Below are 21742 nucleotides of genomic sequence, written 5' to 3'. Positions count from 1 at the left end.
GCGCGAGTTGGGTAGGGCTGGGAGCGGGAGGTGGTAAGAAGGTTGGGATGAGCGGGGAGCCAATCACGCTGGATCAGCTCGCCGTGTTCCTGAGCATCGTCGAGCACGGCAGCTTCTCGGGCGCGGCGCGCAAGCTCGGTCGGGCGCAATCTGCGGTGAGCTACGCCATCGCCAACCTCGAGCGGCTGATCGAGCTCGAGCTCTTCGATCGCACCGGCCGCAAGCCCGTGCTCACGGAGGCGGGCCGCGCTCTGCTCGATGACGCCCGCGCGGTCCATGGCCAGGTCGACCACCTCCTCGCCCGGGCGCAGCGGATGCGCGAGGGCGTCGAGGCCCGGCTGTCCGTGGCCGTCGACGTGTTCTTCCCCATGCCCAAGCTGCTGACCGCGCTGGCCAGCTTCCGCCGGCGCTACCCCGAGGTCCCGGTCCACCTGCGCACCGAGGCCCTCGGCGCGGTCGCGCAGCTCGTCGCCGATGGCGCCGTGCAGTTCGGCGTCAGCGTCCCGCTTCGGGACTTCCCCTCGGCCATCGAGCGCCGCCCGCTGTGGCCCATCGAGATGGTCACGGTGTGCGCCGCCGACCACCCCCTCGCCCAGCGGGCCCGCGCCGACGAGGCCGTGCCCCTGGCGCGCATGCGCGAACACACCCAGCTCGTGCTGACCGATCGCTCGACCCTCACCGCCGGCCTCGACGTGGCCGTGGCCGGCGACGACAACTGGCGCTTGGCCGATCTCCCCGCCAAGCAGGCCTGCCTCATCGCCGGGTTTGGGTGGGGCAACATGCCCCGGCACATGGTCGAGGGCGACCTCGCCGAGGGCCGCCTGGTCCGCGTCGAGGTCAGCGAGTGGGGCCCGGCGACCTACATCGTCGAGATGTGCACCATCCACCGCGCGGCCAGCCCTCCAGGCCCCGCCGGGCGCTGGCTGCTCGAGCAATTCGCCCGCCTCGGAGCGCCGGCACCGTGAGCCGAAACTTTTTTTGCTCTGGTCGCAATCCCTCCCGAGGGGTCCGGGTACTACCTCCGCCGAATCGTCATGAACGCTTCGACGGCAACCTCTCTCGTGACTGAACTTCCCCCAACCGACGCCGAGACCCCCGCGAAGCCCGCGGCCAACTCGGACGCCGTCGAAGCCCCCGCGGCCCCCGAGGTGTCCGAGCTCGAGCTCGAGCGCATGCGTCGGGAGGTCAAGGCCCGGCTGTTCGGCGGCGTCCGGCCCCCGATCCGCATCGGTCGCTACAAGGTCCTCGACTGCATCGGCCAGGGCGGCATGGGCATCGTCTACGCCGCCCGGGACGAGCGCCTCGATCGCACCGTCGCCATCAAGCTGCTGCGCCCCGAGTTCTCCGGCTCGCAGACCAACGACCTGGGCAAGGAGGCGCAGTCCCTGGCCAAGCTCGCCCACCCCAACGTCGTCGCGGTCTACGACGTCGGCGAGCACGACGACCAGCTGTTCGTGGCCATGGAGTACGTCGAGGGTCAGAGCCTGCGCCGCTGGCTGCTGCGCCGGCCGAGCATCACCGAGCTCCTCTCGGTGTTCGCGGCCGCGGGCGCGGGCCTGGCCGCGGCCCACCGCGCCGGCCTCGTGCACCGCGACTTCAAGCCCGACAACGTGCTCGTCGGCTCCGACGGTCGCCCGCGCATCCTCGACTTCGGCCTGGCCCGGGCGCCCGGGGCCGACGGCGTCGGGGGCCCCCCGAGCTTCGCCGACGACGCCGACGCGAACGCGACCAGCCTGTCCCGCCACGGCGTGCTCCTGGGCACCCCGGCCTACATGGCGCCGGAGCAGCACCTGGGCGAGCGGGCCGACGCGCGCAGCGATCAGTTTGGCTTTTGCGTCGCGCTCTTCCAGGCCATCTACGGCGTCCTGCCCTTCCCCAGCGCGGACCTGCGCGCCCTGTCCCTGGCCATCGTCGGCGGCCGGGTCAGCACGCCGCCGCCGCGCACGGGCGTGCCCGACTCCCTGCGCAACCTGCTGATCCGCGGGCTCAAGGTCGACCCCGACGCGCGCTTCCCCGACATGGACAGCCTGCTCGGCGAGCTCGAGGTGATCCGCGGGGAGCTCGACGGGCGCGGGGTCGTCTCGGGCGCGACCTCCTCGTCCCAGCGCAGCACCCCGACCTCCCCGACCGAGGTCGCGGCCGCGAGCGCGGCGGCCTCGCTGACGGCCAGCCAGCGCTTCACCGAGGCCCCGACCCAGTCGACGCCCGTCGAGAGCAAGCCCGAGCCCGCCTACGACACCCGCGCGATCAACCGCGCCTTCGGCCTCGAGCCCGCGCCCGCCGAGTCCACCGAGCCCAACGCCCGCCCGCGCCTGCTCGAGTCCGAGATGCGCGAGATCGCCGACGAGGTCGGCCTCGAGCTGGCCAGCCTCGCCCGCGACCTCAACCCGCGCCGCGACGCCGCGACGGCCCCCGTCGACCCCCACCGCCCGCCGGAGCGCACCGACTTCGGCCTGGCCTCCCAGGTCCGATCCGAGCGCCAGCTCTCCTCCCTGCCCAGCGGCGACACCCGCCGGCGGATCATCCGGGAGATCGAGCAGAACCTCGGCGGCGTCGGGCGGGCCGAGCACTTCGAGTCTGGCATGACCTGGTCCAACGCCGAGGCCGAGGCCAACATCGACCGCCACCCCGGCGGCGCCGTCCTGACCCTGCGCCGCAACTTCGATAAGATCGCCCGCAAGCGCCGGCGCAGGGGCATGGCCCTGGGCGCCTTCGGGGGACTGGTCACGGGCGCCATCTTGACCGACGCCGTGCCCTTCATGTTCATGGAGCCGCTGTTCGTGTTCAGCGGCGTGGCCATGGGCCTGGTCGTCGGCCACCGCGTCGCCAAGGTCATCCACGAGCGGCGCATGAGCGAAGAGCGGCGCATCCTCGACTGGCTCGGCGAGCGCGTGCAGGTGCTCGTGGCCGCCGACGAGCCCTACCGCTTGCCGCCCAGCGAGGAGTCGCGATGAAGGCCCACGAACACCCCCCCGACGGAGCGGAACCCGAGCCGGGCGCGGCGCTCGGACACCGAGCGAAGGCCCAGCTGGCCGGTCTCGACACCCGCGACCTCGGCCTCGCTGGCGCCCTCGCTGCCGCGACCGCTGCCGCCGCCTTCCTCGGCGTCGCCCCGTCGGTGCTCGCCCTCGGGCTGCTCGCCCTGCTCGTGGTGGACTGAGTCGTGGACGTGGGGCAGGCAGGGCGTGGCGTCGTCCATCCATGACGACCCTGTCTTGCTCGTCTCCGGGGCTCGGCGCTAAGCTGGGCCCATGACGACGATCGAGCGACCGCGGCCGCGAACGAGAGTGCTCGGGCTCGCGCTCGCAGCCTCGGTGTTGGGGCTCGGCTCGTGCGGAGACGACCTCGTCGTCCCGACCGAGCCCGAGACCCAGCGCGCGTGCGCGCGGGCCATCTCCAGGGGCTACTGGGAGGACGGCGGGCAGCACAACCTCGGCCTCAGGCGGCACGTGTGCCTGTGCATGACCGAGGAGGAGTACCTGAGCCAGTCCCGCCTCGAGGAGCTCCACCAGGCCCTGCTCGACGATTGCCTGAGCGAAGCCTCGAGCTTCGGCATGGACTGGAGCGAGTGCCAGGCGGACTACGAATCCGAGGTCTGGATCTCGGGCGTCGAGAAAGGTAGCCGCGTCACCTGGCCGACCCCCGACCACGTCGTCGTGACCCCCCCTGGCATGCACTTGGACTGCCCCTGAGCCCCCGCATCCCCAAACACCGAGGATTCAGCACCGATGAACCCTAGAGTTCGCGCGTCCCTCCTGAGCCTTGCCCTCGGACTCGGCGCCTTCGCGGGCTTCGCCGTGCCCGGGAGCGGCTGCGTCTACGCGGACCAGTGCATTCAGATCAACTTCCCCGGCGACGACTACTGCAACGTCTTCGAGGACGCGCTGATGTGGCCGCCGGGCCAGCCCGAGCTCGCCGAGCCCGTCCCACCCTCCGTCGGCTACCCTGGACCCCTCGGCTGCGTGTGCCTCAACGCCGAAGAGACCAGCACCCTCGAGTCTGGCGTCCCCGAAGAGTACGCGGCAGAGCTAGCCCAGCGCGTGCGCGAAGCGACGCAGAACGCCTGCGCGAGCGCGGTGCCCGACGGCTACGACCACAACTGCATGTCCGAAGCGCCGGGAGAGGCGCCCATCCTCCTCGCGGACATGCCCTTTTACGTCGGCGCTGGTGACTGCATCGGCGACTGCACCCAGATCAACCCGCCCAAGGGCGGCTCCTGCGACGACCCCAACCCCTACGAGTGCCAGGGGACGACCAGCACCGACGACGGCGACGACGAGGCCAGCTCCGACACGGGCTCCGACTCCGACTCCGAGGAGTCCGAGACCGGCTCGGAGGAGACCGGGGTCTACGGCGCGGCCTCGGCCGCGGACTACGTCAGCTGCGCGGGTGCCGTGTGCGAGGTCGATCGCGGCTACGCCCAGTTCGTGCTGGAGAGCCTCGCCTGGTACGACGACGGCGGCACGACCTTCGTCTACGAGCCCGCGAGGGGCCGCTACGTGATCCACGGCGTGACCGAGGGCTCCATCGCGCACGCCCTCGGCATCCTCGACGGCGACGTGCTCGACTCCGTCGACGGCGTCCCCATCGACGGCCTCGACGCTGCCCTCGCAGCCCTCGTGGCCCACTACGACGCGGAGGCCGTGAGCCTCACCCTCGGCCGCGGAGGCCAACGCCGCACCTTCAGCTGCGTGCTGGTCGACTGAAGCCCGCGCCCCTTGGCCTGGCGGCGCGGCTTTGTTACAGCCTCGGCATGGTCGAGCTGGCGCCCAATTGTCCCGTGACTCCGGGCAAAACTCGCGTGGGCCTGCTCGCGCTGGCGCTGGTCCTCGGCCCCGGACCAGCCTGCAAGCGCGGCGACGAGGGCAAGACCAAGGCCCGCGACCAGCACAGCGCGGCGCCAAAGGGCGGTCCGCTCCACGGCCAGGGCGAGGTCCGCATCATCCAGCTGTCCCCCGACGAGGACCGCTCGCGGGCCCTGTTCACGGGTTGGACGCGGGCGCACTACGAGGCGGTGTTCGCCCGCATGCTCCTGGGCTACGCGCGGGTCCGCAGCCCAGACGGCGGGCGCACGCGCCACGCGGGTGAAGGCGGCGACGAGCTCCCGGCGGCCATGGAAGGATCCGTCCGCATGCTCCCGGCCATGGGCGCGTGGCTGGCCTGCGCGTGCAACCCCGAGCGCATCCGCGTCGAGGGGCGCGAGCTCGACGTGGTCGATCTGGCGACCACCATGCTGCTCGCGGGCACGGACCCCGAGAGCCCCGACTACTGGCACAAGATCCGCAAAGGCTGGGACCAGCGCCAGGTCGAGGCCGCCCTCGTCGCGCAGTTCCTCGTGCGCTCCAAGGCGCGGGTGTGGGAGCGCCTCGGCCCCGCCGAGCGCGAGCAGGTCCTGGCCTGGCTGACCCCCGCCAAGGAGCCGCTGGCGGGCAACTGGCTGGCCTTTCAGCTGACCCGCAACACGACCCTCGAGGTCCTCGGCGCCGAGGTCCCCGAGGGCAGCCTCGACGAGCTCCTGGTCCGCCTCGAAGAGGACTACGTCGGCGACGGCTTTTACCGCGACAGCGCCCCGGGCCGCGTCGACTGGTACAACGGCATCGCCATCCACCCCGAGCTGACCTTTTGGCGGACCCAGCTCGGCGAGGACGACCCCGAGCAGGCCGAGCGAGCCGCCCGCGTCGCCCTGCGCACCGAGGCCTTCCTCGGCCACCTGCCCTTTTTGATGGACAGCCAGGGCCGGGTGGCGCCCCTGGGCCGCTCCCTCGCCTACCGCAGCGGCGTGCTCGCGGCCCTGAGCGCGTCGGTGGTCGCCGGCGACGACTTCGTGCTCCCCGGCCTGGCCCGGCGGATGCTCTCGGGCTCGCTGAAGTTCCACCTCGACGCGGGCATGTTCGACGAGCAGTTCGCGCTGACCCGCGGCTACCACGGCGAGCAGCCCGGGGTCACCGAGGCCTACCTGCGCCCCGGCTCGCAGTACTACCTCAGCCGCGCCCTCGAGGTGCTCGCGCTCCCGCCCGAGCACCGCTTTTGGTCCGAGATCGAGATGCCCCTGCCCGCCGACCTCGGCGACTTCGTCCACGCCATCCCGGCCGTGGGCTGGCAGGTCGACTTCGATCGCGCCGTCGATCGCCGGGCGCCCTCGCGGCCCGCGGGCGCCGGCTTGAGCCTGCGCAACGCCGGCTCGGCCACGCGCAAGCTCGCCTACCAGCCGCGCTACATGAAGCTCGACTACGGGGCCTTTGGGTGGTTCTCGGCGGCGGACGACGCGGACGCGCGGTGGCCCTACGACGGCGCGGTGATCAGCGCGTCGGCGATGGGCTTCGACCGCGCCCGGGGCCCGGCCACGGCCAGCACCGTGGTCTCGGGCTTCAGCTGGCAGCGCCACGCCCTCCCGCCCGAGGACGAGGCCGCGCCGCAGCTCGACGACCCCGGCGCGAGCGGGGCCTGGGACCCGGAGCCCGCGCCCCTCGTCGACGCCAAAGCCAGCCCGCCCCACTGGATCTCCACCGCCACCCTCAGCGCGCTCCCGGGCAGCGTCGACTCCGAGGCCGTGCGCCCGAGCCTGCGCCTGAGCTGCGTCGAGCCCAACGGCGTCGAGGCGGCCCGGCCCTACGAGGGCAGCGCCGCGATCCGCCGCGTGCCCGAGGGGCTGATCCTCGGCGGCGGCGACAAGGACTGGGTCTACCTCGAGACCGGCGCCGACGCCCTCCCTGGCGCAGGGGCGGTGCTGTTCGCCAACGCCCACGGGTGGACCCGCGCGGGCCTCAACCTCGACTACGGCAGCGCCGACCACGTGCTCGGCGGCAAGTCGGCCTTCGCCGGGCTGGCCCTGGGCGCGACCCACCCCGGCATCGACGAGCCCCGCTGCTTCGCCAGCTGGCAGGTGCTCAGCGAGCGCCCCTTCGAGCCCGGGCCGCAGCTCGCCGCCCTGCCCCAGGTCAGCTTCGAGGACCGCGTCGCCACGGTCCGCTTCGCCAACGGCGATCTGGCGTGGGTCGACCTCGCCCCGGAGGTCCGCGAGCGCAGCGTCGAGCTCGCGGGGCTGCGCGCGACGGGGCCCCTGCGCACGGTGTGGGTTCGCGCAGACGCCCAGGTCGTCGTCGCCGTCGGCCTGCGCGAGCTGGGCGAGGTCCACCCTGGGCCAGCCGACGAGAACGCCCCCCCACTGATCCAGACCGCGACGGACACGCCGCTGGCCTTCGTGGCCTGCGCACGCGCGGGCGCGGGCTGGCTGTGTGAACTCGACGGGCCTGCACGGCTGCGCTCGCCCGGCACCACGCTGATGCTCTCGCCCAGCGGCTGGCGCGGCAGCGAAGGCATCGCGGAGGTCACCGCCACCGTCACCCCCGAGGAGGGTCAGGTGTTGATCAACCCCGCGGAGCACGGCCTGGGGCCCAAACGACGCGCGACGACGACCGTCGTCGCGGCGGTCTACTGAGCCGGCCCTGCACCGGGCGCACGGACCGAGCTCGCGTCCGCCAGTGCCAAGCGTTGGAGAGGTGTTTCGCAGCGGGTCTCGGCCCGCGCGGAGCCACGTGCACGGCGTGGTCACCTTGCTAGGCTGCCGCCGTGCCCCGACCCCGCGCGCTCCATCTCCTCATCCCGACCCTCGCAATCGCCCCCCTGCTCGCGTGCCCCGCCGACCCCGACGAGCCGGGCGATGAGCTCGCGGACACCGACACCTCCGAGGAGGACGCGTCGGACTCGAGCACCGAGGAGGAGTCCACCGACAGCTCCGAGGACAGCTCCAGCGAGACGACCGAGTCGACGGAAGAGGAGTCTAGCGAAGGAGAGTCCACCGACACTGGCACCGAGAGCACGGAGGAAGAGTCCACCGACACCGGCACCGAGAGCACGGAGGAAGAGTCCACCGACACCGAGAGCACGGAGGAGTCCACCGACACTGGCACCGACACTGGCACCGACACTGGCACCGGCGGCATGGCCGAGTGCGCCGACTTCGTCCTCGACGGCCTGCCCGCCATGACCATGGGCAGCAGCGCCGTCGCCACCGACGACTACTCCCTGTGCATGGGCTTTGGCGGCACCGGAGCCCTCGACGTGACCTTCGAGTGGACCGCCCCCAAGCAGGGCCTATTCTCCATCGACTCCGTCGGCAGCGACTACAACACCGTGCTCGGCGCCAAGCTCGGCACCTGCGTCGACGAGGGCCCCTGGGCGGCCTGCAACGACAACCTCTACGACGTCGGCGACGTCGTCGACCCCGACTCGCGGATCCAAGTCGGGCTCCAGGAGGGCGAGAGCGTGACCCTCTTCCTCGACGGACGCTACGCCAGCTCGGTCGGCGACTACCAGCTAACCATCGAGGAGCTCGAGTGCCCCGCGCCCGAGCTCCTCGACGGCCCCTTCCCCGTCGAAGGCTTCGGCTCCATCGGGTGGGGCGACGGCCTCTACTCGGGCAGCTGCGGGGGCTACGGCGAGGAGCTCGCGTTCTCATGGACGGCACCCGAGGCCGGCCTGTACGCCATCGACACCTTCGGCTCCGACGACGACACCGTGCTCTACGTCCGCGACGAGGCCTGCTGGGGCCCGGAGCTCGGGTGCAACGACGACGCCGAGGACGACCTCACCTCCCAGCTGTTCCTGGACCTCGAGGCCAACCAGACCATCTTCATCGTCCTCGACGTCTACGCCCAGGACTTCGCGGGCAACTACGAGGTACACATCAACCCCGCCTGATCTTACAATCGCGCCGTCATGCGTACCTTCGCCCTCCCCCTCACCCTCGCCGCCGCCTTCTCCCTGACCCTCATCGCCTGTGACGGCAAGGAGGGCGAGAAAGACGACAAGGCCGACAAGGCCGACGCCAAGGACGGTGAGGAGAAGAAAGAGGGCGAGGAGAAGCAGGACGCCGCGGAGAAGAAGGACGGTGAGGAGAAAAAGGAAGGCGGCTGGTGAGCCGCAGCGCTGGTTGATCGCCAGCGCGCTGATCGGCGTCGGGGCCTGCGGGGCGCCGGCGCCTTCGTCGTCCGCGGTAGAGCGCGAGCCCGAGCCCGAGCCCGCCTCCGTCCACGAGCGCACCCGCGCCGCCCTCGAGGCCTGGGAAGAGGGGGTCCGCGAAGCCACCGACTTCGCGGCCATCCCCGCCTCGGACAGCCGCTTTGGCGCCGACCCGCACCGCATCGTGGCGCTGCCTGGCGACGAGGGCTCGCCCCGCTTCGCCGTGCTCGAGCGCGGTCACGACCAGCTGAGCCTCGTCGACGCCCACGGCCAGGTGCTGAGCCGGGCGCCGACCGTCCATCAGCCGACGAGCCTCGTGGCCATCGACGGCGCGCTGTGGGTGGCGGGGCTCGGCGACGCCAGGCTCGATCGCTTCACCCTCGACGGCGACGCGCTGCAAGCAGCCACGCCGGCCTCGCGGCCCCTCCCCGCAGGCGCGTCGATCCGCGACGCCACCCTCGACGCTAGCGGTGCGCTGTGGCTGGCCGACGAGGGCAGCCACCGCCTCCTCGAGCTCGCCCCCCGCGGCGACGACCCGCCCCGAGAGCACCCGAGCTGCCGCGGACCCCTGCAGCTCGAGGCCCTCGGCGAGGGCCTCATCCACAGCTGCCTGCTCGCCCACCGCGTCCACACCGAGGCCCTCGACATCACCCACGACGGGCCGATCTGGGCCTTCGCCCTGGCCCCGCCCCCAGGCCCCGAGCGCGTCGCCCTGGTCGGCGTCGAGGACCACCCCCTCGAGCGAGCCGAGGGCGGCTTCGGCTACATCGACTCCTTCCTGTTCGTCCGCGAGCTGAGCGAAGGCCGGCTGCTCGCCGCGGTCAACCTCTCGGCCCACGGCGTGGTCACGCCCAAGTGGGTCCGCTGGCTCAGCCCCACCCGCGTGGCCGTGACCGGCTACGCGAGCGACGTATGGCTCGAGCTCGAGTGGGCCACCCCGGACTGCGCCGGCGAACCCACCGTGTCGTCGCGCCCGTGGCTGCCCGGCACCACGGACGTCGCCGCCTTGCCCGAGGGCCGGGGCTGGCTGGCGACCAACGCCCTGTTCGACGCCCTCGTCCGCGTCGAGCTCGACGACGCCGGCACCTGGACCGAGGCGCCCGAGCCCATCTTCCTCGACGCGGCGGCGCCCCAGGTCGACGAGCGCAGCTTCGAAGAGCGCCTGGGCGAGCTGCTCGTGTTCACCACCGCCATGGCCCCGCGCAACGACGCCGAGGGCAAGCGCAGCCGCTTCACCTGCGAGGCCTGCCACTTCGAGGGCCGCGGCGACGGGCGGGTGCACTTCACCGGCCGCGAGCGCGAGGGCCAGCGGGTCCACGCCCGCAGCAAGGCCATCCTCGGCCTGTTCCCCAACCGCCCCCACTTCTCCCGGGCCCTCGACCGGACCCTGGCGACCATGGTCCACGCCGAGTTCCGCGTCGCCAACCGCTTCAGCGCCGACCCCGACTACCGCGAGGGCTGGTTCACCCTCGACGCCGACGAGCTGCCCTGGCTCGCCCAGGTCCCCGGCTGGTCCGCGCCCGTCGACCCGCCCGCGCTGCGCCGGGCGCTGATGCGCTTTTTCATGCGCGCGTCCATGCCCCAAAACCCGCGCGCCCGCGGCCGCAGCGGCTACACCGAGCTCGAGCGCGAAGGCGCCGAGGCCTTCGCCGCGCGCTGCGAGGGCTGCCACCAGGCCCGCCTGGTCACCGACGACCCGAGCACCCGCCAGGACTTCGAGCGCTGGGAGGCGCTGATCTTCGCCGAGCCCACGGGCAGCTCGATCGTGTGGGCGAGCGAGGCCTACGCCCAGACGAGCATCGGCCCGTGGGTCCACGACGAGGGCGCCCGGGTCGCCTCGCTGCGGCGCCTCAACCTGATCTGGCCCTACTTCACGACGGGTGAGGCCGAGAGCCTCGAGGCCGTGGTCGAGGGCGTGCGCGTGGGCGACGACGGAGCGGTCGACCACGACCTGGGGGCCCTCGAGCCCAACGACCCGCGCGGGCTGGGTGTGGCCGAGCGCGAGGCCCTCGTCGCTTTCCTGCGCTTGTTGTGATCCGGCCAGGGGCCGTCCGTGCTAGACAGGAAGCATGAGCCTGTCCATGTCGACCTGCCCCTCCTGTCACCGCCACGTCCACGTGGACGCAGACAGCTGCCCCTTTTGCAAGACGAGAATCGAGACCGTCGCGGCCGACCAGGCGAGGGTCTGCACCGAGGCGGAGCCCCCGGCGATCGTGACCTCGATCGGCGTGACCCTGGGCGCGACCTTGACCACCGCGGCGGCCTTCACCGTGTCGGCCCTGCTCATGACCGGCTGCGCCAAGGAAAACGAAGAGCCCGAGGACCAGGTGTCCGTGGAGACCGAGGACTTCGGCGGCGGGGCAGACTACGGCGGCCCCGAGGACATCGACTGGGGCGAAGAGGAGAGCGAGTCCAGCACCGAGGCGGGCCAGACCGAGAGCACCGAGTCCACCGACGAGACCGGCTCCACCGAAGAGACCGAGTCCACCGACGAGACCTGCGACGAGAGCGACTCGGGCACGGAGACGGCGGACGAGACCGGCGACTGCGACATGGGCAACGAGACTGGTTCGGACACCGGCTCCGACACCGGCACGGAGACGGGCTCCGACACCGACACGACCGGCTGAGCCGCCCCCGTCCATGGAGTGGACCAGCGACGCGATCCGACAGACTACGGCGGTCACCGACTTCATGCTCGGCGGGGCCTCCCTGGCCTGCGTGCTGAGCCTGCTCCCTGCCCGCAAGCTCGCGCCCTTCAAGGTCGCGGTGTGGATGCTCGCCCTCGCGCTCATGGGCGTCGCCGCGCTGATGGGGGGCGTCCGCTTTGGCCTGGTCCTGCCCGAGTCCACGAGCGCGGCGCTGAAGATTCCCTTCAACCTCTGCCTGGGCCTGACGGTCTCGCTGTTCGCCGTGGGCGTGATCGTCGACCGCTTCGCCGAAGCCCTCGCCCGCAAGCTCGCGCCGGTGCTCGTCCTCGCCGGCCTGGGCTTCTTCGCGATCACGCAGGTCGTCCCGGGCAGCTTCCTGATCTTTTTGGCCTACGAGGCCCTCGCCCTGCTCTTCGCCTTGGGCGCCTACCTCAGCCTGCTCCGCAGCCCGCTGCGCGGCGCCGGATGGATGGCCGCGGGCATTGGCCTCTCGATCGCCGCGGCAGCTGTCCAAGCGACCAAAGCGCTGTCCTTTTCCCTGGGATCCCTGGCCTTCGATGCGAACGGCGTGTTCCACCTGATGCAGACCGCGGCCGTGGGGATGATCGCCTGGGGCCTGCGCCAGGGCCTCGACGCCAGTCCAGGTGTGAACGGCTCTGCGCCCACCGAGCTTGGGTCAGCGCATTGATCACCGACGGACGCGTAGCCCGAACAACATAAAGACAGCCCAGGGTTGTCCACGGAGAAAGCTTCATCCATTCGGGCCCCTCGATGCCCACAGCCGAGACACGAGAGGTATCCGGTAGCGGCTGAAGACGAAGATGATGCGAGCGAAGCGAACCCAGACCCCAGTACTCGTCGTGTTGAGCCTGACCGCCCTGGCCGCCGCGGGTTGTGCCGGTGGCGGCGACGACCCCAACGCCTTCGCCACCTTCAACGGGAGCAGCATCGACGGCGGCGGGAACGACGAGGCCGACGAGTCCGACATGGGCGAGGAGAGCAGCGACTCCGGGGCCGAGGACAACGGCGACACCACGACGACCACCACCGACGGCGGCGGGACCACCACGACCACTGACGGCGGCGGGACGACGACCACCACCGACGGGGGCGGGACGACCACCACCACCGACGGCGGCGAGACGACCACCACCACCGGTGGCGGCGGCATGATCACCGACATGATCGACGACTTCGAGGATGGCGACGGCGCGCTCATCCCCAACGACGGTCGTCAGGGCTACTGGTACACCTTCAACGACGCCAGCGTCGGCGGCGTACAGACGCCTCCCGAGAACATGGTCGTGCCGGCGCAGCCCGGGGCCAACGGCTCCAACTACGCCCTGCAGACCACGGGCAGCGGGTTCACGGCGTGGGGCGCCGGCATCGGCATCGACCTCAACAACATCGGCGGCATGATGGCCTCGAAGGACCCCTACAACGCCTCGGGCTACTCGGGGATCATGGTCATGGCCCGGGGCAACGGCCAGGTCCGGGTCAGCATGCCGACCGTCGCCACCTTGCCCGTCGCCGAGGGGGGCAGCTGCGCCGCCGACTGCGACCCCCACGGCATGGTCATCAACCTCTCGCCCGGCTGGCAGCAGTTCGCCCTGCCCTTCGCCAGCATGAGCCAGGAGGGCTGGGGCACCCCGGCGAGCTGGGACGCGAGCACCGTCGTCAGCGTCCAGTTCAAGGTCAACCAGAACGTCGACTTCGACTTCAGCGTCGACGACCTGGGCTTTTACTAGCGCTTCGTTCATGGCCTCGGCCTGCGCCCGGGCCTCGGAAGCGACCACCACCCGGGGTCTCCCCCGAGCGATCGGGGGAGAACCCTGCTGACAAAGTGGCGAAGCCCGAGGGTCGTCTCCGCTTTGTTGGCAAAGATCGAACCTCGCCATGAATTGCGATAGTTCGACTGTTAGCTTGGCTGCATGCGCTCGCCGAGACGTCTACTCTTTGTCGGCACTTCATTGGCGTTCATGGCGGGCTGCGCCGAGCCGGCCCCAGAGCAGCCCCTCGCCGAGCTCGAGGGCCAGTGCGGGGAGGCGGGACCCCACTTGGTTCTGCCCCTCGACAGCTCGAGCGCCGCGGCCTCGAGCGCCGGCCAGTACGGCGACCGCACCCTCGTCGCGGTCTGGGACCTCGACCCGGAGCAGACCGGCTCCGAGCCCCCGAGTCGAGGCGCGCGCCATGTCTGGTCCGTGGGTCCGTGCGGCGAAGACCCCGTGCGCCTCGAGATCGAAGACGGCGACACGTACTGGCGCTCGGACATCTACCCCGGGCAGATGATGCGCTGCGCCCCCGAGACCGGCGTCACGGAGCTCTTCGATCCTTCGGGACAACACCCGCCCAGCCCCCTGTTCACCACCGAGACCTGCGCGTCCGTCCGCGCGGAGAGGGCCCTCGGCGTGTTCAACCTGCGCCCCGTCGACGACGAGTTCGGGGTCCTCGAGCTCCTGCCCTGGCCCGAAGACCCCGCGGCCGGACCGGCCGAGCCCATCGAGGTCATCGACCAGGTCCGCCTCGGGAGCCTCCGGACCTACGACGCCCGAGCGCTCCTGCGGACCTCGGCCGACGAGCTCGTCCAGCTCACCTGGTCCGCGGGAGCGGACACCGAGCCGCAGTCCGAGGTCTTGCTCGAGAACGTGACGAGCATCCGCTCGAGCGGCCCCTACATCCTGGGGGAGTCCGAGGGGTCCGTGCTCCTGCTCAATCGGGACACCCAGGTGACCACCGACCTTGGCCCCGGCCCGATCAGCAGCTACGCGCTCTACACCGATGGCTCCGAAGGCCTCGGCTTCATCCGGTACCAGGAGAGTTCGCAGCTGACCCACCCGCCCGTCCGCTTCTACACCCTCCCCGACCTCGAGTCCTTCGAGCTCGGCGCGTTCCGGGCGTCCACCTTGCTTTCGTCGGGCTACGTGTGGGGCGAGAGCCCCCAAGGCACGGTCTTGGTCGACGTCTTCGCGGGCACGAGCGAGTTGATCTACCAAGGACCGATGCACCCCATCCTCCGCTTGCGCGATGACTGGATCAGCTGGCTCGGGTGCTGCGACGGCGCCTTCTCCCCGAGCTCCCTCGAAGAGGGCCCGCTCTACCGCTCCTTCACCGACGGCACCCTCGAGGTCCTGGCCGCGCGCGCGACCACGAACTACCGCATCCTCGAAGACGACCGGACCGCGACGCTCCTCGACATCGACGCCGAGGCCTGGGCGGGAGACCTGGTCGTCGTCGACCCCGACACCCACGAAGAGCAGCTCATCGCCGCGGGCGTCCGGGACTTCAGCTCCGGGCCCGGGGAGCGGGAAGTCTTCTACCTCGTGGACGACGCGGACCGACGCGGCGTGTGGTCGGCCACCCTCGCGCCCCGGGAGTAGGGTCTACTCAGCGATCGCTCTCCGGCAGCCGGATCAGGATCTGCGTCCCCTCCTCGCAGCGGACCTCGATGCTCCCGCCGTGCTGCTGAATCAGCGAGTGGGTGATCGCCAGCCCCAGCCCCGTGCCCATGGGCTTGGTCGAGAAGAAGGGCTCGAAGATGCGCGAGACGATCTCGGAGGGGATGCCGGGGCCGTCGTCGCGGATGCTCAGCTCGGCCATGCCGCCCTCGCCGCGCGCCGTCGACAGCTCGATCTCGCTGCCCGTGACCTCCAGGGCCTCGATGGAGTTGCGGACCAGGTTGAGCAACACCTGCTCGAGCTTGGCCGCGTCGCCCTCGATGGCGCCGACCTCCGGGGACAAGGTCGCGAACAGGTCGATGCCGGCGCGCTCGGCCTCCGGGGTGAGCAGGCCGACCACCCGCTTGATGAGCTCGTCGAGGTGGACCGGCCGCAGCTGGAGGTCCGCCGGGCGAGCGAAGCGCAGGAACTCGTCGACGAGGTTGGACAGCCGGGCGATCTCGGCCTGGACCAGGCCCACGGGCTCGAGCAGCTTGACGTCCTCGGACACCTTCTTGACCCGGCGCTCGAGCAGCTGCAGCTGCAAGCTCGCGGCGTTGAGGGGGTTGCGGATCTCGTGGGCGAGGCCGGCCGAGAGGGTGCCGACGGCGGCGAGCTTCTCGGCGATGCGAGCCCGCCGCTCGAGCTTGCGGGTGTCTCGCTGAAGCCGGACCTTCTCGAGGGCCCGGCCGACGGTGGCGAGCAGGTTGGCCGGGTCGAAGGGCTTGAGCACGTAGGCGTAGACGTCCTGGCCGACGGCCTCGATGGCGTCATCGAGGGAGGCGTTGCCCGTGATCAGCAAGACCTCGCCGAGGCCGTCGCCGCTGGTGCGCAGCTTGGGCAGCAAGGTCAGGCCGGTCGCGTCGGGCAGGCGGATGTCGACCAGCGCGACGTCAAGCCCTCCACGGCCCTGTCCAGGGCCTCGGAGGCCCGCGCGGCGCGGGTGACCTGGGCGCCCTCCTCCTCGAGGATCTCGGTCAGGTTCTCGGCGAGGTCGTCGTGGTCGTCGACGAGCAGGATGCGGCAGTCTTTGAGGGGGTCCGGCGGGGTCACACGATCTCTCGGAGGCGCTCGACGAGGTTGGGCACGGGGAAGGGCTTGGCCAGGACCTCGACGCCTTCCTCGGCGCCCTCGAGGGCCTCGGGGTAGCCCGTCATCACGATCACCGGCCGCCGGCTCCCGTCGGCCCGGCGCTCGAGCTCGCGGGCCAGGCTGAGGCCGTCGCCGTCGGGCAGGCGCAGGTCGATGAGCGCGGCGTGGAAGTCGACGCAGGCGGCCAGGCGGCGGGCGAGCTCGAGGGTGGCGGCGGGGTGGGGCAGCACGCCCTGCTGCTCGCCGAGGATGTCGGTGAGGTTGGAGCACAGCGCGTCGTCGTCGTCGACGATCAGCACCGGGGTCTCGGCCGCGCTGACCCGCTCGATGAGCTCGATGAAGGCCTCGAGGTCGAGGGGCTTGTGGACGACGGCGAGGGCCCCGGAGCGGTGCGCGGCCGCGCGGGTGTCCCGGTCGGCGTAGCCGGTCATGACCAGCACGGGGGTGCCCGGGCTGCGCTCTTTGAGCTGGGCGAGGAGCTCGATGCCGTTGATGCCCGGCATGCGCACGTCCGTGACCACCAGGTCCCAGCGGCGCTCGTCGAAGATCTCGAGGGCCTCCTCCCCGCTCCCGGCCACGCGCACGTAGACGCCGAGGTCGTCGAGGATCTCGACGATGTTCTCGGTCAGGTCGTCGTTGTCGTCGATGACGAGGACGGAGGTCGGCGCGTGGTTCATGGCGGGGTGGGAGCGGTGGGGACAGACACCGAGCTCAAGTGAAGTGTAACGGCCGCGCCGCCCTCGTCGACATTCCCGGCCGTGGCCTGCCCTCCGTGACGCTCGATGATGCTCTTGACCAGGGCCAGGCCCAGCCCCGTGCCGCTCGCCTTGGTCGTGACCAGGGGCTCGAAGATCGACGGGAGGGTCTCGGTGCCGAAACCTGGGCCACCGTCTGCCACGCGCATGAGCGCGCTTCCGTCAGGGTTTGGCCGGGCCGTGAGGGTGATGATTCCTGCCCCCTCCTGGGCCTGGACCGCGTTGATCAACAAGTTGACCAGGGCCTGCTTGAACAGCCCCGCGTCCACGAACAGCTGCAGATCCTCGACGGCGCCGTCGTCGACGCGAATCCGCTCGGGCACCGCCGCCGCCGCCAGCGAGGTCTCGAACAGCTCGCGGGCCGTGATCAGTGAGCGCTGCGGCGGCCGGTTGCGCGCCATCTCCAGCAGCCGGGTGATGATCGCGTCGCACTCGTCGACTTGGTTGGCGATCTTCTCGATGTGCTTGCTCGAGCGCGGGTCCTCCGCGACCCGCCGACGCAAAATGTACAGCGAGGACTGGACCACGCTGAGCGGGTTGCGCAGGTCGTGGCCGATGCTCGCGGCGAGCTGCCCGATCGTCGCCAGGCGCTCGCGCCGACGCAGGCGCTCGTCCGCGGCGAGCTTGTAGGTCTCGAGCATGATCGCCAGGTCCAGATCGAACAGCCGCTCGAGGGACACGATCAGCGCCTCGCGCTCGGTGGCGTCGTAAAGATTGCGGCAGTGCTCGTCGATGACCTCGCGGAAGTCGACGCGCATGCCGTTCATCGCGGTGACCATGTAGCGCTGCGGCAGCCCGATGCGCACGTGCACGTGCCCGATGCGAGAGCGACGCAGGCAGTAGTCGTAGTCGTGGGGCCCCGCGAGGCCGCTGCGCATCCACTCGACCAGGGTCCGCTTGAGGCGCTCGACCTGCTCTTGGCCCCCGCTGATGACCTGGTCCGCGCGCGGGTGCGAGAAGATGCGCTCGTAGAAGTGCTCGGCCACGTGAGGCAAGTGCGCCTCGGCGCGCGGCAAAAATTCCCGCAAGCGCACAGAGTCCTCCGCCCCGAAGCCGATGTAGTCCGTGACCTCCTCGAAGAACGAGGGCTCGGGGTTGGCTCCTTCCGTCACCGGAAGTCTGTCGGGAGTCTGCATCTGCATCGCTCGTTCGTCAGAAGCTAAGTCCGTTCCAGCGCTGGACCCAACTGCAAGATTTACCAGTCCCGGGCGCGCCCCCTGCTGTTCGAGGCTACATCCGCCCCGCGAGCACCACTCCGCCCGGCTGCGGGAGCACGCTCAGCTCGACGCCCCTGGCCTTCGCGCGGGGCACGACCCCCGTGACCGGGTGGTGCAGCAGCCACGGCAGGCCCACCCCCACGAGGGTGCCCAGGCCCGCGCCGGCGAGCACGTCCCCGAACCAGTGCCGGTCGCCGGCCATGCGCAGGTAGGCGACGAAGCCGGCCATGGGGACGCCGACCCCCCACATCACCGGGGCGATCTCGCGTCCGCGCAAGGTCGCGACCGTCGCCATGCTCGTGGCCATGGAGAAGGCCAGGCTCGTGTGGCCGGAGTTGAAGCTGAGGTTCTGGTCCGGATCCTCGGCGAAGGGGATCGGCTCGCCGTGCTCGGTCGCGGCGTAGGCGTAGGGCCGCTGACGACCGGCGCCGATCTTGACCAGGTTGGTGAGCGCCGCCGACAGGGCCACCGCCTCCCAGGCGACGATCAGATCCTCGTGGACCTTGCGCCACTCCCCCTCCCGGCCCACGCCGATCAGCGTGAAGGCCAGGCTGACCGCCGGGATCACGCCGTAGCCGACGATGTCGGAGGTCAGCGCGCCGGCCTCCGTGTCCTCCCAGCGCGTCGCGTCGCGCAGGGTCAGGCCCACGGGGATGGGCTCGCACCACCGGCAGGTCTGGGGGCTGACCTGGGCCTTGAAGCCCTCGGTCACGCCGAACACCGCGAGCGAGCCGATGAAGATCGGGAGGTCGACCTCGAGGCGGAAGCGGATGTCGGGCAGGGCCTCCCGAGTCGGCTCGGGCCCGGGCTCGAGTTTGAGCTCGGACTTGGGCTCGGGCTCGGGATCTCGCGAAGCGTCCAGCTGCGTCGCAACGTCCGTTGCAGGCTGTTCCACGCTCGCAGCGTCGGCCCCCTCGGGCGCGGCCCAGCACGAAAACGCAGTGAACACGATCAGGGGGCTCACGACTCCATGCTACGCCCAGACGGAAAATCTTGCTGGGGATCGCCCCAAATGCCCTGTTGTCCACGACAGACGCGGTGGTAGCTCACAACTGAAGACTCATGACCGATCTCTTCGCCGCACGCAGTCAGATGGCCATCTCCCTGGCCTTCCACATCCTGTTCGCCGTCGCTGGGATGGCCATGCCCGCGCTGATGACCCTCGCGGAGTGGCGCTACCTGCGAACGGGCGAGCCCGCAGCCCTCGAGCTCGCCAAGCGCTGGGCCAAGGGCACCGCCATCTTGTTCGCCGTCGGGGCCGTGTCCGGCACCGTGCTGAGCTTCGAGCTGGGCCTTTTGTGGCCCGAGTTCATGCGCCACGCCGGGCCCCTGGTCGGCATGCCCTTTAGCCTCGAGGGCTTCGCCTTCTTCCTCGAGGCCATCTTCCTCGGGCTCTACCTCTACGGCTGGAAGCTGCTGCCGCCGAAGGTCCACCTGGCCACGGGCGTCGGCGTGGCGATCTGCGGGACGACCTCGGCGGTGTTCGTGACCGCGGTCAACGCGTGGATGAACGAGCCGGCGGGCTTCGTCTACGTCCTCGGCCCCGACGGCGTCGGGCAGTTCACCGAGATCCGGCCGTGGGAGGCCATGTTCAACAACGCCTTCTTCTCCCAGGCCCTGCACATGGTGCTGGCGGCCTACTCGGCCGTAGCCATCGCCGCCCTGGGCATCCACGCCTGGGCCCTGCGGCGCAGCCCCGACAGCGCCATGCACCGCACCGGGCTGCGCCTGGCCTTGCTGCTCGCCATCGTCAGCGTCCCGGCCCAGCTGGTCAGCGGCCACCACTCGGCCCAGCACATCGCCGAGTACCAGCCGACCAAGCTGGCCGCGGCCGAGTCCCTGTTCCACACCCAGACCCGCGCGCCCCTGGCCCTCGGCGGCCTGCCCAACGAGGAGACCATGGAGCTCGAGTACGCCGTCGAGCTCCCCGGCGTCCTGAGCTTCATGGCCTTCAACGACTTCGACGCCGAGGTCAAGGGCCTCGAAGAGGTCGACCGCGAGCTGTGGCCGCCGGTCGCCGTGGTCCACGTCGCCTTCCAGATCATGGTCGGCGCCGGGACGGCGATGCTGCTCATCGCCATGGCCGGCGGCGGGCTGTGGCTGCTGCACTGGCGCGGGCTCGGGCCGCCGCCCTGGGAGCGCCGCTACTTCCTGATCCCCGCGGCCCTCGCCACGCCCCTGGGCCTGATCGCCATCGAGGCGGGCTGGGTGGTGACCGAGGTCGGCCGCCAGCCGTGGGTCATCCAGGGCTACATGAAGACCGCCGACGCCGTCACGCCCATGCCCGGGCTGGCCACGCCGATGATCGCCTTTAGCCTGCTCTACCTGTTCCTCGGCGTGGTCGTGTTCATGCTCTTGCGTCGCCACGTGCTCGTGACCACCGACGCTGCCCCCGAGCCTGACGTTGCCCCCGAGGGAGGTGAAGCGTGAGCGCGACGGCCGTGTACTGGCTCATCGGCGTCGCCGTGATCGCCTACGCCGTGACCGCGGGCGCCGACTTTGGCGGCGGGCTGTGGGACCTGCTCGCCACCGGGCCACGCCGGGAGCGGCAGCGCGAGCTCATCGCCGAGGCCATCGCGCCGATCTGGGAGGTCAACCACATCTGGATGATCTTCGTGGTGGTGATGCTGTTCAGCGTGTTCCCCCACGCCTTCGCCGTGGTCTCCATCGCCCTGCACGTGCCGATCTTGCTCGTGCTCGTGGGCATCGTGCTGCGCGGCTCGGCGTTCATCTTCCGCGCCTACGGCATGGAGCCCGACGAGCGCCGGGCGCAGTGGGGCCGGGTGTTCGCGATCACCAGCGCCGCGACGCCCATCGCCCTGGGCGCGATCCTGGCCGCGCTGTCCTCTGGCGACATCCTCGTCGAGCTCGACGCGGCCGGGGCGCCCCAGGTGCGCTCGGGCTTCTTCGTCGGGTGGACGAGCCCCTTCGCCCTCGCCGTCGGCCTGTTCACCCTCGCCCTGTTCACGATGCTCGCGGCGACCTACCTCGCCCGCGAGGCCCAGGTCCGCGGCGAGCTCGAGCTGAGCATCGACTTTCGCCGCCGCGCCGTGATCAGCGAGGCGGTCGCGGGCGCCCTGGCCATGCTCGTGTGCTGGCGGGCCTGGGCCGAGAGCCCCGAGCTGTTCCACAACCTCCTCGCCCAGCCCTGGTCGCTGCCTGCCCAGGCCCTGACCGCCGCCGTCGCCGTCGCCGCCATCGTGTGCCTGCGCCGGGACATGCTCCAGGTCGCGCGGGCCCTGGTGATCGTTCAGGTCGCCCTGGTCGTCGTCGGCTGGGGCGTGGCCATGGACGGCGACCTGGTCCTCGGCGCCCTCGATCATCAGGACGCCGGCGCCCGCGAGGCCGTGCTCGCGCGCCTGCCCTACGTGCTCGCTGGCGGATCGGTGCTGTTCGTGCCGGCGCTGTGGTGGCTGTTTCGGGTGTTCAAGTCGGAGACGGCGTCGAGCGCCACGTCCTGAGCGCGGACGCTCGGCTCCGCGGCGCCGCCCGTCCGCGCGAGCACGAAGACCACCCGGCACCCGCTAGCTCGGCCCCCTCCAGGGGCGGCAGGCGAACAAAGGCGTCGTCCCAGCTGCGCCAGCCAAGCTGACGACGGTACTCCTCGGCGAGCTTGGCGGGAGACTCCTGCA

Annotated in this window: 20 protein-coding genes; 14 read left to right on the top strand and 6 right to left on the bottom strand. The window is 71.3% G+C overall.

The window, feature by feature from the left end:
- Positions 1–47: 47 nt before the first annotated feature.
- Positions 48–965 carry a LysR family transcriptional regulator gene (locus PPSIR1_RS20895; protein ID WP_006973139.1) on the top strand — a complete coding sequence of 306 codons (918 nt, stop codon included), beginning with the start codon at positions 48–50 and terminating at the stop codon, positions 963–965.
- 96 nt (positions 966–1061) lie between these two features.
- Complete coding sequence (locus PPSIR1_RS43355) at positions 1062–2954, top strand: protein kinase domain-containing protein (RefSeq protein ID WP_006973138.1); 1893 nt, start codon at positions 1062–1064, stop codon at positions 2952–2954.
- Here the strand turns inward: PPSIR1_RS43355 and PPSIR1_RS46365 are convergent.
- Positions 2921–3199, bottom strand: a complete 279-nt coding sequence (locus PPSIR1_RS46365) for a hypothetical protein (RefSeq protein WP_045116429.1) — start codon at positions 3197–3199, stop codon at positions 2921–2923. The two genes, PPSIR1_RS43355 and PPSIR1_RS46365, sit on opposite strands and share 34 nt — an antisense overlap.
- Positions 3200–3251: 52 nt before the next feature.
- Here PPSIR1_RS46365 and PPSIR1_RS20880 point away from each other — a divergent pair, with 52 nt between their 5' ends.
- From PPSIR1_RS20880 to PPSIR1_RS20835, 10 genes are all read left to right on the top strand, one after another.
- Positions 3252–3692 carry a hypothetical protein gene (locus tag PPSIR1_RS20880; protein WP_157595770.1) on the top strand — a complete coding sequence of 147 codons (441 nt, stop codon included), beginning with the start codon at positions 3252–3254 and terminating at the stop codon, positions 3690–3692.
- Positions 3693–3728: 36 nt separating this feature from the next.
- Positions 3729–4706 (top strand): PDZ domain-containing protein, encoded by a 978-nt coding sequence (locus PPSIR1_RS20875; protein ID WP_157595769.1) that lies wholly within the window; start codon positions 3729–3731, stop codon positions 4704–4706.
- A 74-nt stretch (positions 4707–4780) separates the two neighbouring features.
- The gene (locus tag PPSIR1_RS20870) at positions 4781–7438 is read left to right on the top strand and encodes a DUF2264 domain-containing protein (protein ID WP_198154569.1); all 2658 of its coding nucleotides are present in this window, start codon (positions 4781–4783) and stop codon (positions 7436–7438) included.
- A gap of 131 nt (positions 7439–7569) precedes the next feature.
- Positions 7570–8700, top strand: a complete 1131-nt coding sequence (locus tag PPSIR1_RS20865) for a hypothetical protein (RefSeq protein ID WP_006973134.1) — start codon at positions 7570–7572, stop codon at positions 8698–8700.
- Between the two features lie 18 nt (positions 8701–8718).
- A complete protein-coding gene (locus tag PPSIR1_RS20860; RefSeq protein WP_006973133.1) occupies positions 8719–8919 on the top strand; it encodes a hypothetical protein in 201 nt (66 codons plus the stop codon).
- On the top strand, positions 8891–10996 hold the full coding sequence (locus PPSIR1_RS20855) for an NHL repeat-containing protein (RefSeq protein ID WP_198154568.1): 2106 nt from the start codon (positions 8891–8893) through the stop codon (positions 10994–10996). The genes PPSIR1_RS20860 and PPSIR1_RS20855 overlap by 29 nt, the downstream gene beginning before the upstream one ends.
- A gap of 34 nt (positions 10997–11030) precedes the next feature.
- Positions 11031–11591, top strand: a complete 561-nt coding sequence (locus tag PPSIR1_RS20850) for a hypothetical protein (protein WP_006973131.1) — start codon at positions 11031–11033, stop codon at positions 11589–11591.
- Between the two features lie 13 nt (positions 11592–11604).
- Positions 11605–12300 (top strand): DUF6962 family protein, encoded by a 696-nt coding sequence (locus PPSIR1_RS20845; protein WP_006973130.1) that lies wholly within the window; start codon positions 11605–11607, stop codon positions 12298–12300.
- Positions 12301–12472: 172 nt separating this feature from the next.
- Positions 12473–13360: a carbohydrate binding domain-containing protein gene (locus tag PPSIR1_RS20840; RefSeq protein WP_157595768.1), complete on the top strand. Its 888-nt coding sequence runs from the start codon at positions 12473–12475 to the stop codon at positions 13358–13360.
- Positions 13361–13591: 231 nt separating this feature from the next.
- The gene (locus PPSIR1_RS20835) at positions 13592–14989 is read left to right on the top strand and encodes a hypothetical protein (RefSeq protein WP_006973128.1); all 1398 of its coding nucleotides are present in this window, start codon (positions 13592–13594) and stop codon (positions 14987–14989) included.
- Positions 14990–14996: 7 nt separating this feature from the next.
- On the opposite strand, the gene PPSIR1_RS20830 is transcribed toward PPSIR1_RS20835, so the two are convergent.
- From PPSIR1_RS20830 to PPSIR1_RS43340, 5 genes are all read right to left on the bottom strand, one after another.
- Positions 14997–15893 (bottom strand): two-component system sensor histidine kinase NtrB, encoded by an 897-nt coding sequence (locus tag PPSIR1_RS20830; protein ID WP_006973127.1) that lies wholly within the window; start codon positions 15891–15893, stop codon positions 14997–14999.
- 2 nt (positions 15894–15895) lie between these two features.
- Positions 15896–16099, bottom strand: a complete 204-nt coding sequence (locus PPSIR1_RS43345; protein WP_006973126.1) for a response regulator — start codon at positions 16097–16099, stop codon at positions 15896–15898.
- The gene (locus tag PPSIR1_RS20825) at positions 16096–16815 is read right to left on the bottom strand and encodes a response regulator (protein WP_006973125.1); all 720 of its coding nucleotides are present in this window, start codon (positions 16813–16815) and stop codon (positions 16096–16098) included. Before PPSIR1_RS20825 ends, PPSIR1_RS43345 begins: the two co-directional genes overlap by 4 nt.
- On the bottom strand, positions 16812–18005 hold the full coding sequence (locus PPSIR1_RS20820) for a protoglobin domain-containing protein (protein ID WP_006973124.1): 1194 nt from the start codon (positions 18003–18005) through the stop codon (positions 16812–16814). Before PPSIR1_RS20820 ends, PPSIR1_RS20825 begins: the two co-directional genes overlap by 4 nt.
- Positions 18006–18123: 118 nt before the next feature.
- Entirely contained in the window at positions 18124–19074 is a 951-nt protein-coding gene (locus tag PPSIR1_RS43340) for a phosphatase PAP2 family protein (RefSeq protein ID WP_006973123.1), read from the bottom strand.
- Between the two features lie 98 nt (positions 19075–19172).
- Between PPSIR1_RS43340 and PPSIR1_RS20810 the strand changes: the two genes are divergently transcribed.
- On the top strand, positions 19173–20540 hold the full coding sequence (locus PPSIR1_RS20810) for a cytochrome ubiquinol oxidase subunit I (RefSeq protein WP_045116427.1): 1368 nt from the start codon (positions 19173–19175) through the stop codon (positions 20538–20540).
- Positions 20537–21571: a cytochrome d ubiquinol oxidase subunit II gene (locus PPSIR1_RS20805; protein WP_006973121.1), complete on the top strand. Its 1035-nt coding sequence runs from the start codon at positions 20537–20539 to the stop codon at positions 21569–21571. Before PPSIR1_RS20810 ends, PPSIR1_RS20805 begins: the two co-directional genes overlap by 4 nt.
- Positions 21572–21742: the final 171 nt, after the last annotated feature.

Origin of the sequence: Plesiocystis pacifica SIR-1, from assembly GCF_000170895.1 — a bacterium.
Classification (GTDB): domain Bacteria; phylum Myxococcota_A; class Polyangia; order Nannocystales; family Nannocystaceae; genus Plesiocystis; species Plesiocystis pacifica.
Note: the sequence above shows the minus strand (reverse complement) of the source record. Positions and strands in the feature narration are given on the sequence as shown.